General features: G+C 63.7%; 11 protein-coding genes. 8 read left to right on the top strand and 3 right to left on the bottom strand.

Annotation, left to right across the window (positions count from 1 at the left end):
• Nucleotides 1-215 precede the first annotated feature (215 nt).
• The 5 genes from carB (at nucleotide 216) to HRU71_04595 (ending at nucleotide 7633) form a co-directional block, all read left to right on the top strand.
• Complete coding sequence (carB, locus tag HRU71_04615; GenBank protein ID QOJ02814.1) at nucleotides 216-3794, top strand: carbamoyl-phosphate synthase large subunit; 3579 nt, start codon at nucleotides 216-218, stop codon at nucleotides 3792-3794.
• 198 nt (nucleotides 3795-3992) lie between these two features.
• Entirely contained in the window at nucleotides 3993-4472 is a 480-nt protein-coding gene (locus tag HRU71_04610; protein ID QOJ02813.1) for a nucleotidyltransferase, read from the top strand.
• A gap of 102 nt (nucleotides 4473-4574) precedes the next feature.
• Entirely contained in the window at nucleotides 4575-5669 is a 1095-nt protein-coding gene (gene carA / locus HRU71_04605) for a glutamine-hydrolyzing carbamoyl-phosphate synthase small subunit (protein ID QOJ02812.1), read from the top strand.
• Nucleotides 5670-5731: 62 nt separating this feature from the next.
• On the top strand, nucleotides 5732-6553 hold the full coding sequence (locus HRU71_04600) for a deoxyribonuclease IV (protein ID QOJ04918.1): 822 nt from the start codon (nucleotides 5732-5734) through the stop codon (nucleotides 6551-6553).
• Between the two features lie 87 nt (nucleotides 6554-6640).
• Nucleotides 6641-7633, top strand: a complete 993-nt coding sequence (locus HRU71_04595) for an alpha/beta hydrolase (protein ID QOJ02811.1) — start codon at nucleotides 6641-6643, stop codon at nucleotides 7631-7633.
• Nucleotides 7634-7791: 158 nt separating this feature from the next.
• On the opposite strand, the gene HRU71_04590 is transcribed toward HRU71_04595, so the two are convergent.
• Genes HRU71_04590 through HRU71_04580 form a run of 3 tightly spaced genes read right to left on the bottom strand, consistent with a single transcriptional unit; the run spans nucleotide 7792 to nucleotide 10310 of the window.
• The gene (locus tag HRU71_04590) at nucleotides 7792-9249 is read right to left on the bottom strand and encodes a hypothetical protein (GenBank protein QOJ02810.1); all 1458 of its coding nucleotides are present in this window, start codon (nucleotides 9247-9249) and stop codon (nucleotides 7792-7794) included.
• A gap of 29 nt (nucleotides 9250-9278) precedes the next feature.
• Nucleotides 9279-9896: a hypothetical protein gene (locus HRU71_04585; protein QOJ02809.1), complete on the bottom strand. Its 618-nt coding sequence runs from the start codon at nucleotides 9894-9896 to the stop codon at nucleotides 9279-9281.
• A 30-nt stretch (nucleotides 9897-9926) separates the two neighbouring features.
• The gene (locus HRU71_04580; protein QOJ02808.1) at nucleotides 9927-10310 is read right to left on the bottom strand and encodes a hypothetical protein; all 384 of its coding nucleotides are present in this window, start codon (nucleotides 10308-10310) and stop codon (nucleotides 9927-9929) included.
• 203 nt (nucleotides 10311-10513) lie between these two features.
• On the opposite strand from HRU71_04580, the gene HRU71_04575 reads away from it, so the two are divergent.
• Genes HRU71_04575 through HRU71_04565 form a run of 3 tightly spaced genes read left to right on the top strand, consistent with a single transcriptional unit; the run spans nucleotide 10514 to nucleotide 14100 of the window.
• Complete coding sequence (locus HRU71_04575) at nucleotides 10514-11821, top strand: DEAD/DEAH box helicase (GenBank protein QOJ02807.1); 1308 nt, start codon at nucleotides 10514-10516, stop codon at nucleotides 11819-11821.
• 28 nt (nucleotides 11822-11849) lie between these two features.
• Entirely contained in the window at nucleotides 11850-13442 is a 1593-nt protein-coding gene (locus HRU71_04570; protein ID QOJ02806.1) for a UbiD family decarboxylase, read from the top strand.
• Nucleotides 13443-13461: 19 nt separating this feature from the next.
• Nucleotides 13462-14100: a hypothetical protein gene (locus tag HRU71_04565; protein QOJ02805.1), complete on the top strand. Its 639-nt coding sequence runs from the start codon at nucleotides 13462-13464 to the stop codon at nucleotides 14098-14100.
• The last annotated feature ends 52 nt before the right edge of the window (nucleotides 14101-14152 follow it).

The raw sequence follows: 14152 nt of genomic DNA, 5'->3' as shown, positions 1-14152 counted from the left end.
CCGGCCGTTGAGCTGGATTTACCAGATTGCCCTTGTCGTACGTTTCGTCGGCGGGATGCCTCACGGACCGACGAAGCCGCCCCGCGTTTTCTGCGGTCTTTCTCGTCTAACACCCGATCAGATCATGCGTTACAATGGTCGGGCTGCGTGGTCTTCGACGCGCGAGCCAGGCGGGGGTCGCCCCGGATCGGATCAGGGAGAGGGTTCGAAGCCAGATGCCCAAGCGGGAAGACATCAAGACGATCATGCTCATCGGCTCGGGGCCGATTGTGATCGGGCAGGGGTGCGAGTTCGACTACTCGGGCACGCAGGCGTGCAAGGCGCTGCGCGCCGAGGGCTACCGCGTCGTGCTCATCAACTCCAATCCGGCGACGATCATGACCGATCCGGAGTTCGCCGATCGCACCTACATCGAGCCGATCACGTCGGCGTTTGTCGACAAGATTCTGGCGGCCGAGGCGGCGCGCGGCCAGCCGGTCGATGCCCTGTTGCCGACGCTGGGCGGGCAGACGGGTCTGAACTGCGCCATGGAGTGCCACGAACTCGGCATCCTGGAGAAACACGGCGTTGAGCTGATCGGCGCCTCCCCCGCGGCCATCGCCAAGGCCGAGGATCGCACGGCCTTCAAGCAGGCGATGATCCGCATCGGGCTGGATGTTCCCAAGAGCGATACGGCGCACAACATGGACGAGGCGCGCGAGGTGCTGGCGCGCATCGGCCTGCCCTGCTGCATTCGCCCGGCCTACACGCTCGGCGGCGAGGGCGGCGGGTTCTGCCGCACGATGGAGGAGTTCGAGACGATCGCGGCGCGCGGCATCAAGGCATCGCGGATCAGCGAAGTGCTCATTGAAGAATCGCTGTACGGCTGGAAGGAATACGAGCTGGAGGTCATCCGCGACCGCAAGGACAACGTGGTGATCGTCTGCTCGATCGAAAACATCGATCCGATGGGGGTTCACACGGGCGATTCGATCACCGTCGCCCCGGCGCAGACGCTGACCGACCGGGAATATCAGAAAATGCGCGACGCGGCCAAGGCGATCATGCGTGAGATCGGCGTCGACACCGGCGGCAGCAACGTGCAATTCGCCGTCGATCCGAAGTCCGGCCGGCAATGCGTCATCGAGATGAACCCGCGCGTGTCGCGTTCGTCGGCGCTGGCCAGCAAGGCGACGGGCTACCCGATCGCGAAAGTCGCCGCGAAGCTGGCGGTGGGTTATACGCTTGACGAGATTCCCAACGACATCACGCGGAACACACCGGCGAGTTTCGAGCCGGTGATCGACTATTGCGTGGTGAAAATTCCGCGCTGGACGTTCGAGAAGTTCCCCGAGGCCGATGAGACGCTCACGACGCAGATGAAGAGCGTCGGCGAGGCCATGGCGATCGGCCGCACGTTTAAGGAAGCGTTCCAGAAGTGCGTCCGCAGCATGGAGATTCAACGGCCGGGCTACGGGCTGGATCGCAACGATCGGTGGCTGTCGGCGGCGCACAAGCGGCACGCCGGAGGTGAAGCGGGCGCGTATCGCTCGATGAGTCAGCGCGAAGACACCTCCGCGTCGGACTCCGGTGGCGCGGGAGAGGGGATCATGGTCGGCGGGAGCCGGCTGGGCGAAGCACCACCGGACGTGGACGAATCGACGGCGACAAGCTGGCCGATCGACGCGCGGGCGTTGCGCGACAAACTGGAAAAACCGTGCCAGGGTCGGCCGTACTACATCCGCTATGCGTTCAAGATGGGATGGACGGTCGATCAGGTTCACGAGCTGACGCGGATTGATCGGTGGTTTCTGGATCAGTGGCGTGAGCTGGTGGAGTTCGAGGAGGAGATTCTATCGCACGCCGATCAGGTGCGCGCGGCGGCGCAACATGGCGGAGTGGGCCTTGGCGCGGAGTTGCTGCGACGCGGGCGGCTGCTGGGTTACAGCGGGGCGCAGTTGGCGCAGGCGCTTCAGATGCCGGCGATGGTGATGCCGAAGGAAATCCACCGGCCTGCTGACGACGGCAGTTGTTACAAACTGGTGGACACCTGCGCGGCGGAGTTCGAAGCGGCGACGCCGTATTACTACTCGACGCATGAAGAGCCGCTGATGCGCGTTCAGGACGGCCGCGTGGTGCATGGGGTGGAAGACGAGCTGAAGATTCAGCCGCAGCCGCATGTCGTTGTGCTGGGCGGCGGGCCGAATCGCATCGGTCAAGGGATCGAGTTCGACTATTGCTGTGTTCATGCGGCGATGGAGGTCAAGCGGCTGGGTTATCGCGCGGTGATGGTGAACAGCAATCCCGAGACGGTGAGTACCGACTACGACACATCGGACGTGCTGTTCTTTGAACCGCTGACCTTGGAAGACGTGACGCGCGTGCTGCGGGCGATCGCGGCGCAGGGGCAGATTCGCGGGGTGATCGTGCAGTTCGGCGGGCAGACGCCGCTGAATCTCGCGGAAGGCTTGAAGCGCGCCGGCGCGCCGATCATCGGCACGCCGCCCGAATCGATTCACCTCGCCGAGGACCGCGACGAGTTTCAAAAAATCCTCAACGAACTGGGATTGCTTCAGCCCGCCAACGGCATCGCGCGGAGCGCGACCGAAGCGCGCGAGATTGCCGCGCGCCTCGGCTATCCCGTGCTGATCCGCCCGAGCTATGTGCTGGGCGGTCGTGCAATGGAGCTTTGCAACAACGAAGACGATTTGATTCGATACGTGCATCGCGCGTTCGAGGCGACGGATCGGGCCAACCCCTCGCACGGCGGCAGCGCGGGCCACCCCGTACTCATCGACAAGTTTCTGCTCGACGCCACCGAGATCGACGTTGACGCCGTGGCCGACTTCCGCACGCCCGGCGACCCCAACGGCGATTGCGTCGTCTGCGGCATCATGGAGCACATCGAGCAGGCCGGCATTCACAGCGGCGACAGTTCGTGCGCCATTCCGCCGCACTCGCTCTCCGGTGAACTCATTCGCGAGATCGAGCGTCAGACGCAACTGCTCGCCCGGAGACTGGGCGTCTGCGGCCTGATGAATGTGCAGTTCGCCATCGCCCAGGGCAAGGTTTATGTGCTGGAAGTGAACCCCCGTGCCTCGCGCACCGTTCCCTTCGTCAGCAAGGCGACCGGCGTGCCGTGGGCGAAGGTGGCGACGGCCGTCATGCTCGGCGGCAACTTGCGCGACCAGTTGTGGGAGCGCGGCGTCGGGCGGCGCGTGCGCCCGGTGATGACGTCGATCAAGGCGCCGGTGTTTCCGTTCAACAAGTTTCCCGGGGTCGATGCCGTGCTGGGGCCGGAGATGCGCAGCACCGGCGAGGTGATGGGGATCGACGACACGTTCGGACTGGCCTTCGCCAAGGCGGCCATCGCCACGCGGTTGTCGCTGCCGACGTCGGGCAACGCGCTGGTCAGCGTGAACGATCCTGACAAGCCGCGCATCGTGCCGATCGCGCGGGAACTGGTCGAACTGGGCTTCAAGTTGTTCGCGACGGTGGGGACGCACGCCGCACTGAAGGAGGCGGGCATTCACAGCGTCGTGGTTTCCAAGCGGGCCGGCGCGCCGGAGGGCTTCCTGCTCGATCTGATCAATCACGGCGTGATGGACCTGCTGATTAATACGCCTGTCCACTATGGCGCGGCGTGGGAGGAGGGCCGCTGGCGCGCGGCGGCCGTGGCGCGAAACCTGCCCCTCATCACGACGATCTCCGGCGCGCAAGCGGCCGTGGCGGCCATCCGCGCGATGAAGGGCATGGGGCCGAAGGAGGCGCTTCGCGTGCGGGCGCTGCAGGACTACGCGGCGGGGATAAGGTAGGGAAGTCGCTTATCGAGGCGGTTCCCTCGCATCGCGCACGAGGGCTGATACAATGACGCGGGTGCAACATGGACGATTCTGCGGACACCATCGAAAACTCGTACCGCCTGGACCGTACAGCGTTCTCGGTCGTGTCGCTTGACGAGCAGGATGACGAGGGGCTTTACTGGCGTGGCAAATCGCCGGACGAGCGGCTTCGTGCATTGGAATACCTTCGCCGGATGGCTTATGGAAACGCGGCTACCGCCCGACTTCAGAGAGTTCTTAGCGTTGCTCAACTCGGAGAAAGTTGAGTATCTCCTGGTCGGTGGCTATGCCGTCAGTTACTACGGCTACCCGCGACCGACCGGGGACTTGGATATCTGGATCGCCGTCGATGCGGCCAACATACAGAGAGCCTTGGCCGTCCTGGCAAAGTTTGGATTCTCCGGTGCCGGCGTGACGGCCGAGTTGTTCCAGACACCGGGCCGGGTGGTCCGGATGGGCGTGCCGCCAGTTCGAATTGAGGTAATCAATCGCATCTCCGGCGTTGAGTTTGCAGAGTGCTACGCTCGCCGGGTGAGTGTCATGATCGATGGCGTACCCGTGCAGATCATCGGTCGGGACGATCTCATCGCCAACAAGCGAGCCGCTGGTCGCGAAAAGGATCTGAACGACGTGAAACAGCTTGAGCAATAGCAGGAACCGGTGAACTACGGCAGGCACCGACCGAAGCATCCTTTCCGGCTCGTTGAGAAGCATCAATCGGGTAGTGCCCGGCGGACATGTGACAAATAGACAATGAACCGACCCAACTGCTATCTCGGACTTGAAGACGGCACCGTGTTCGCCGGGCGATCGTTCGGCGCGGCGGGCACGGCCGCGGGCGAGGTCGTCTTCAACACGGCCATGTCGGGCTACCAGGAGATTCTGACCGATCCGTCGTATTGCGGGCAGATTGTGACGATGACCGCGCCGCAGATCGGCAACTACGGCGTGAATCTGGACGATCTCGAATCGCGCGGGCAATTCCTGTCGGGCTTTGTCGTGAAGGAGCTCTCGCGGGTCTACAGCAACCAGCGCGCGACGGGCGATCTCGACGCATTTCTTAAAAGTGCGAACATCATCGGCCTGACCGGCATCGACACGCGCGCGCTGACCAGGCGTTTGCGCGAGCGCGGCGCGCTGCGCGGCGTCATCACGACGGAGATTTCCGACCCGGCCGATCTGGTCCGCCGCGCGAGGGACATCCCGCTGATGGCCGGGCAGAATCTCGTGCGCCGCGTGATGCCCGACGGCGAGACGGTCTGGTCGCCGGAGAACGGACACACGGCCGATCTGCGCGTCGTGGCGCTGGACTGCGGCATCAAGCACAACATTCTGCGGAGCCTGACCGGCGCGGGCTGCACGGTGCACGTCGTGCCGCCGACGATGAGCGCCGAGGCGATCCTCAAGCGCAAGCCGCACGGCATCCTCGCCGGCAACGGGCCGGGCGACCCGGAGACGGTGACCGAGGCGATTGATAACCTGAAGAAACTCATCGGCAAGCAGCCGATTTTCGGCATTTGTCTCGGCCACCAGTTGCTAAGCCTCGCCCTCGGCGCGAAGACTTACAAGCTCAAGTTCGGCCATCACGGCGCGAATCATCCCGTGCTGAACCACGACACCGGCCGCGTGGAGATCACCAGCCAGAACCACGGCTTTGCCGTGGACGTGCCGAGCCTCGAAGCCATTGGTGCCCGCGTGACGCACACGAATCTGTATGACCAGAGTCTGGAAGGTTTCGCGCACGACGCCTTGCGCGTCTTCGCCGTGCAGTATCACCCCGAAGCCGCCCCCGGCCCGCATGATTCGCAGTATCTGTTCAACCAGTTCATCGCGATGATGCGGAAGTGAAATCCAAGTCGGACAGTTCAACTGCTCACAAAATCGGCGCGCACCTCTCCGTTGCCGGCGGGATGCACCTCGCGTTCGACGAGGCGGTGCGGCTGGGCTTCGACTGCATCCAGATATTTGTCAAAAATCAGCGGCAGTGGAAGGCCGCGCCGCTTTCGGAGGAGCAGGTGCGATTGTTCCGTGAGGCGCGAAAACGAACCGGCATCGGTCCGGTCACGGCGCATGCGAGTTATCTCATCAATCTGGCTGCGCCGGACCCGGTGAATCTCGCCAAGAGCATCGATGCGATGACGGATGAATTGACGCGCTGCGAGGCGCTGGGGGTAGAACTGCTCGTGGTGCATCCCGGGGCGCACCTCGGCGAGGGGCTGGACGCCGGCATCGCGAGAACCTCGCAATCAATCGACGAAATCCACGTGCGGACGCGCGGCTTCAAGACGCGGATCGGACTGGAAGACACGGCCGGACAGGGCAGCACGATCGGGCGCGAGTTAAATGAACTGGGTCGGATCATCGACGGCGTGAAATCGCCCGAGCGGCTGGCGGTGTGTCTGGATACGTGCCATTTGTTCGCGGCGGGGTACGATCTGCGCGACGCATCGGATTACGAGCGGATGATCGCCGAGGCGGATCGCGCGTTCGGGTTGCCGCGCGTGCACTGCATCCATACAAATGACTCGGTCATGGACCTGGGTAGCCGGCGAGATCGACACGAGCACATCGGCCTGGGCAAACTGGGGCGGCGCGGTTTTGAGCTGATCCTGCGCGATCCGCGCCTGGCGCACGCGCCGCGCATTCTGGAGACCGAACACGGCGAAGACGAAAAGGGGCGCGAATGGCTGGCGGTGGATCAGGCGGCGATGAGGCGGATCGCGCGCCAGTAGACGCGGCGCGCGTTCTCGTTGCCATCCCGGATTCGCGGGTCTAGAATCGCCGACCAACCTGCCTCGTTCATGGAGGAAATTCCAAACATGTTGCGATCTTCGACGCGTCGGCTTCGCCTGTTCCCCAAGTGGAGGTTCACGTGGTCAGCGCTCTTTATTGCTGCCGGTGTTTGCGGCTGCGGCGACACGCTGCAATCGCTCGTGCTGCGGCCGTCGAAGGAGATTCGCCGCACGCCGGAGGAGTTCGGCTTCACCTATGAGACGCTGACGCTGACCGACGAGCATGGCACGCCTATCAGCGCCTGGCGTGTGCCGACGACCTCGGAGACGAAGCTCGGCACGATTGTCGTGGTGCCCGGCAACGACGCCAACAAGGGTCGCTACACCGTCGGCCTGCAATTCTTCGTGGATTTCGGGTGGGATGTCATCCTGTATGACTACCAAGGTTTCGGGGAGAGCGGCGGCTCGGCGACGTTCGACGGTCTGATCACCAGCTCGCGGGCGGTGTTCAAGCACGCGACGGAGAATGATTCGGTCGTGGCGGGTCTGGGGATCAGCCTCGGCGCGCCGGTTCTGATTCGCATGGCGGCGGAGTTCGATCTAGCGGCCATCGTCATGGACGGCACGGTGAACATCTGGGAGATCACCACCCAGTGGACCGACAGCCATGGGATCGGCAACGATCTGTTCGGGATCGGCAACGTGGTGGCGGCGTTAAGTTCGACGGAGGATTTCGACACGGTTCGCTGGATCGCACAGGCAACGGAGCCGAAGTTGTTCGTGCATTCGTTGGCGGACAACGTCGCGCCGTTTGAGGGGGCGATGGCGCTGTATCGCGCGGCGCCTTCGCCGAAGCATTTCTTCATCGTCGAGGGCGAGCACGCCACGGCGCAGTTTTTTGATCCGGGTCTCTATCGAAACATCATCAACGCGTGGCTCACCAGCATCGTGCTGCGCGACGAGGCGTTTACGCAGCAATACCTGGCGATTCTGGACGAAGAAGTACGCGCGACGCTGCTGGAGTTGGGTCTCATCACGCCGGAACAGGCGGCGGGCTTGACCGTCTCCGGCGGCGGTTGAGATCAGACGGATCGGCGGCGATGGGGGTCGTGCGTCGAGGACGTGCCCTACGCTTGAAGCTCGTGAGCCGGTTTCAAAGCTCCTCTCCCCAGGTAGGCAGAGGGGAGCTCCTGCTCAACTTTCGCAAACCACTGCCAACCGGCCACTGACCACTGTTCTTACGGCTTTCGACCGAATCGCCCCTGCATGGCTTCGTTGGCTTGGGCTTCCAGCTCCGTCATGGTGGCTTCGGCGGCGGTGACGCGCGACAGAAACAGTTCTTCCATCTCTTTCTCGGTTGTCGGAGTGAGTGTCAGTTTTCCGACACGGGCGAGGACGGTTCGGCCCTTCTCATCGACGAACAGCTCCGACGGGTTGGACGCCAGCCCCTCGCGCTCGTCGATCTGAAAGACGCGCGATCCACCCGAGAGAATCGCGCCGTCGGGGATCGAATCAACCGGTCCGCGAAAATCCACGACCCGCAGAACCAGATCGGCCTTGCGATGATCGAAATAGGTAAACCCCAGTCGCTGGGTTTTGGACAGGTCGCCGACGAGCCGCGGCATCATGCGAACCAGGGCGCGAGACAGATACGTCTTGGGAAGCGTGAGCGACGGGTTCTCCACGGCCGGGGCGAGGAGGTCGTAGCATTGGTTGGAAAGCAGATACCGATCGGTGCGCAGACCTTCTTCCAGCAGGACCTCCAGCGTTTGCAGAGCGTCGCTCCGGCGGGGAACGAGCGTGGTGATGCTCGTTCGCCAGCGCTCGTGTTTCAAATCGTCGCTTAAGAACATGGAGTTTTGAATCCGGCGGATGCGGCCGTCCGGCTCGAAGGTCCAGCCGCGTTCGCGGACGCGCACGCCTTCCCGCTTTTCAAACGGCTCGGCGACCTGCTGGACGCGGATGAAGCCGATGGTCTTGCCGGCGTGGGCGATGCGCAACAACTCGTCGGCGAGCAGGGCGGCGTGCAATCGCTTCGCGGTGATGGCCTCCAGCCATTCCTGGCCGGCGTGCAGGGCGGTTTGAAGCTCCTGCTCGGTGACTTGGTCGCGCAGCAGTTGAAACGAGGCGACCACGCGTGCGAACAGGGCCTCGCCCTCGGCGCGCATCTCCAGCGGGCTGACCCAGATCAGACGAATGTATTGTCTGCGCCCGGCGTCGACCAGCGCCTCGATGCGCAGGTGCTCGCGATTTTCCCGCCAGTAGGAGGCCGTCAGACATCCGCCGGGGCGGCCGGCGATCGGCTGCGCCTGCTGGGAATGAATCTTGGCGTTGGAGAATTGAAGCTCCAGCTCGCCCGCGCGCTGCTTGAGCAGCTCGTTCATCGGCTGGCGTTGCGGGAGCGACGTTTGCCGCACCGAGATCTCGCTGAAGCGGCCATCGGGCAGGATTTGCAACATCCGAAGCAACACGAGGTCATTCTTATCCTGCTTGCGCAGCGGGACGATCTGCCAGCCGGGGGGCGGTTGGATCGAGAAACCGTACGTTCCATCGATGTAGGGTTCTTCCAGGCCGGGGATCAACGCGGCCGATCGCGCGGGCGCGACCGCATCTCCGGCGCGATCCACGGGTTGCGACGCGGGCGACTGGGCCAGGACCGAATACGTCAAACTGACGACAACAACGAGCGTGGACATGATCAACGTCGTGAACGCCTTTCCAGGTGTCAAAATCGCGGCAAATACCACGTCTCCGCGCGAATCGATGCGGCAATTCGCTCAAGCAGGCGATCGGCCGACGTGGTCGCATGCGCATGCTCGCAGATGACCGCGATCGCCAGACCTTCCGGAGAGACCGCGGCGGCAGCGCGAAGTCCACGGGCCTCCGGGTCATCGAAGCGAATCGGCGATCCAATCCATGGTCCGATCCGAACGCTGCCGGGTACGGATGCGGCGTCGTCGGGCAGCGAACCGATGAAGTCCTCCACCGTCTCGCCCGGTTCGAGCATCGTGAACAGGATGGTGGCCCGCGCGACGACCTCGCTGCCGCGGCGGCGATCTTCAAACGTGATTCGCCCGATGAGATCGTCGGATGGCTCCGGCTCGAGGAAGGTTACATCCAGGGATCGGCGAACCCACGACTCGGGCAATTCAAACGAAATCGGCCAGTAGGGGGGATGAATCCGGCGCGTGGCCTCCAGAGGCGACGTGCGGAGATTGGTGAGCGCGTAGGCCATGGCCACGGTTCCCGCGAGTGCCGCGGCGCTCGCCGCCAGTGCCAGTCCCTTGCGAGGAGGCGATTCGCGCGTGTATTCCCGCCACATGCCGGACCAGAATAGACGCAATCGCCGTTCGCGGCAATCGCGGCGCGCTCGTCAATTCCCCAGGATGTACCAGAACCAAACAGCATTGAGCAGCAGCACGATGATCGCCACACCCGTTACGCTGCGCGTCGCCGCATCCATCGCCTGCTTGGGCGTCGGATCGCAGGCGAGGCCTGCCTCGCGCTGTGCCACGGTAATCATTGCGGCTGCCTCGGACGCATCGATTGCGAGGTGCCGCGCGAAGTCAATCACCTCGCGCTGGGTCTTGCGGTCAAGCTGATTGTCTTCAATAAGCCTGCGGATCATCTCGCGGAAGATGTCTCGGTTGACCTGGTCGGGTGAAGGCGAGTCCGGATCGGCCGCACTGGACGAATCCCGAACGACCGATTCAGCGTGTGGTTGGTTCCGTGGGCGCGGAGTGCCGGTTGGCTGCATGATTGATTCCCCCTCAATCAACCATAGGCAGGCATGGGGCTGCGGTCAGCGGGTCACGGGCAATCGCCCGCGAATCCAAGCAATGGGAGCGTTGTGCCGCACCCCTCTGTACGAAAACCACTCTTGCAGCTATGATACAGTCCGTAAACAAACATGAAACGTGCCCAGAAGACCAGCCGTTCAGAAGGACCTGTCCAAGCCTCATGATGCAACGCCACGTCGAACTTCCCAAAGCATTCGCCGAACTGGGTCTGGAAGCGCCGATTCTCCGCGCGCTGGCTGACATGGATTTCAAGGAACCCTCGCCGATCCAGAAGGAGGTCGTGCCGCTCGTGCTCTCCGGTCGAGACGTGCTCGGGCAGGCGCGCACCGGCACCGGCAAGACCGCGACCTTCGGCATGCCGACGCTTCAGATGATCGATCCTTCCGGCCGGCTCCAGATGATGGTCCTGACGCCGACGCGCGAGCTGGCCGCGCAGGTCGTCGGTGAGTTCCGTCGCATCGCCAAATACCGCGACTTGCATTGTGTGCCGGTCTATGGCGGCACCGGCATGAAAGAGCAGTTGCACCAGCTGGGTCGCAAGCCGCACGTGGTCGTGGGGACGCCGGGCCGGGTGATGGATGTGTTGAATCGCGGCGCGCTGAAGCTGGACACGCTGCGCTTCGTGGTGCTGGACGAAGTGGACCGCATGCTGGATATCGGATTCCGCGACGACATCCGCAAAATCCTCGGCCGCGTGACGCATCCGCACCAGACGATTTTTGTTTCCGCGACGCTGGATGAAGAAGTCAAGCGCCTCGCGAAGCAGTACATGAACGATCCGGTCGAGGTCAACGTCTCCAAGGACGATCTGACGGTTGACGCGGTTCAACAGTACTACTGCACGGTCGAACCGTGGGACAAGTTTCAACTTCTCAAGCTGCTGCTCCAGAAAGAGCAGCCCAAGCTGGCGATCATCTTCACGAACACCAAGCACGGCGCGCGGAAGCTGACCAAGCGGCTCTTCTCGATCGGCATCGAGGCCAAGGAGATCCACGGCGACTTGGTGCAGCAGAAGCGCGAGCGCATCATGGAGCGGTTCCGCAAGCACCAGATTCCCGTGCTCGTGGCGACCGACCTGGCCGCCCGCGGCATCGACGTGCATCAGATCACGCACATCATCAACTACGATCTGCCGCAGGACATTCAAGTGTACGTCCATCGGATCGGCCGCACGGCACGCATGGGAAGCACCGGCAAGGCCATTACGCTGGTCACGCGCGAGCAAGGCGCCGAACTGACCGAGATCGAGATGCTCATCAATCGGCAGATCGAAAAACTCGAAGTGGAGGGGTTCACGCCGACCCCGCCGCCGCGCGGTGAATCGGCCGAACCGACCGGCGGGCGCCGCGCGTATGAAATTCCCGCTTCGTTCCAGACGGCCACCGCCGCGAGCGCCGCGCCGGCCGCTCGTGCCCCGGTTCCCAACCTGGGCGGCAAGTTCCCGATCTCGCGCCGACGTCGGCGCTGATCGCCACGGCGCCGCGAGGAGTTCCGCCTTGGCGTTTTCCAATCTTCAGGAGTTCATCGCAGCGTTGGAATCGGCGCGGCAACTTCGCCGGGTTCGCGTTGAAGTGGATCCCGAGCTGGAAATCTCCGCCATTGCGGATCGCGTGAGCAAATCGCCCAGTCCGGAGGGCCTGGCGGGGGCGCCGCGCACGGACCCGGTTCACGGCGGCGATGGGGGCGTGGGGCTGCTCTTCGAGCGCGTGCGCGGCAGCACGATTCCGCTGGCGATCAACCTGTTCGGCAGTTATGCGCGGATGCGGATGGCGCTGGGCTGCGAGGATTTTGAATCGCTCGCGGCGCGGGTGCAAAAGCTGGCCAGGCCCGAGCCGCCGGCGACGCTGGTTGAAAAGATCAAGATGCTGCCGGAACTGGCGAAAATTGCCGGCTACGCGCCGAAGCGCGTGAAGCGAGGGATGTGTCAGGAGATCGTGCGCACCGATGATGCCGATCTGCTGGCACTACCGATCATCAAGTGCTGGCCGCACGACGGCGGGGCGGACGAGGAGGTGATCGTGGGCAAGACGCCCAACGCGCCGCAACGCCATGGCGTCGAAACGCAGGACGGTCGGAGCTTTCCCCTCGGCCGATACATCACCTTCGCCGGCGTTTACACGACCAGGCCCGACGGCTCCGAGCCGAACATCGGAATGTATCGTATACAAGTCACCGGCCCGCGCAGCGCCATCTTCCATTGTCACATGCATCACGACGGCGCACGGCACCATCGCCTGTGGGCGGCGCAGGGGCGCGACATGCCCGTGGCCATCGTGCTGGGCGGCGAGAGCGTGCTGCCCTACGCGGCGACCTGTCCGCTGCCGCCGGGGATCAGCGAGCTGATGTTCGCGGGATTTCTCAACGACGGCGGCATCCCGATGGTCCCGGCGAAGACCCTCCCGCTCGACGTCCCCGCCAACGCGGAAATCGTGATTGAGGGGTTCGTCAGTGCCACTGAAACGGCACGAGAAGGCCCCTTCGGCGATCACACCGGCTTCTACAGCCTCGCCGATTCGTTTCCGACGATCCGCGTGACCGCCATCACCCATCGCGAGCGGCCGATCTATCCGACGACGATCGTCGGCTACCCGCCGATGGAAGATTATTACATGGGCAAGGCGACGGAGCGCGTGTTCCTGCCGCTGCTTCAGATGCTGATCCCCGACGTGGTGGACTACAATCTTCCGCGGTGGGGCGCGTTTCACAATTTTTGCTTCGTGCGGATTCGCAAGGAGTACCCGCTTCAGGCGCGGAAGGTCGCCAGCAGCATCTGGGGCGCGGGGCAGATGATGTTCAGCAAGTTCATCGTCATCGTAGACGAGGACGTGGATGTGCACGACGAGCAAGCCGTGATGTTCGCCGTCGGCGCGCACGTGGACCCGCGCCGCGATACGTTCATTGTCGATGGGCCGATGGACATTCTCGATCACGCCGCGCCGTATTGCGGCGCCGGGAGTAAAATGGGCATCGACGCCACGCGCAAGATTCCCGGCGAAGGCATCGTTCGTGACTGGCCCCGGCCGATGACCATGCCGACGGAGATCGTGCGACTGGTCGAAGGCCGATGGGCGGAGTACGGCCTGCTGTAAACACGTCGCGAGATGCGTCATGAAACCGACGGATCCTCTTCGACCGCGGCGGAACCCGCCGATCGAGTTGCAATCGCTCGATGTAGCCGGTGCGTCGAGCGGCCGCGCCGGAGAGAACAAAACCGCGGCGGACCATCATGACCCGCCGTTTGAACTGGCCCCGCTTGCGGGCGAACCGAGCAACGCCGCGCCCCGCAGCTTCGGGAACGTCGAGCAGCCGGTCATGGCTGCTGATACGCCCGTCCCCGCGCAACCGCCCCATGTCTGCCCCAACTGCGACTACAACCTGACTGGTCTCACGACACGGCGCTGCCCGGAATGCGGCGAGCCGTTCACACTGATCGACGCGCGACGTTCGGCCGATGAGAAATCCCTTGGCCGATTCACCCGATTAAGGATGCTGCCCCAGTGGGAGCGGGCGCGGTTCCTGGTCGGCGTGGGGCTGACGGTCATCAGCATTTTGGCGGTGAACATTCTTCACCTTGGCGCGGGGCGGTCGCTTGTCTCGTTTCAGGGCGGTTTGATGGTCCTTGCGCTGCTGCCCACGCTCATCTGGTCCGGGTTTCTTCAGGACCTGATGGGCTGGACGCCGAGCGATGTCGCGCTCATTGTGGGAGTCGTGATGACGGGAATCGCTACGCTGTTCATCTTCTTCTGACGCCGTGCCGCCCGGCAACGTCTTTCGGCGCGTCGTCTACACATCGCGCGAA

This window comes from Planctomycetia bacterium, assembly GCA_015200345.1.
Taxonomy (GTDB): Bacteria; Planctomycetota; Phycisphaerae; order UBA1845; family UTPLA1; genus PLA3.
The sequence above is the reverse complement of the archived record's forward strand: the minus strand, read 5'-3'. Positions and strand labels throughout refer to the sequence as shown.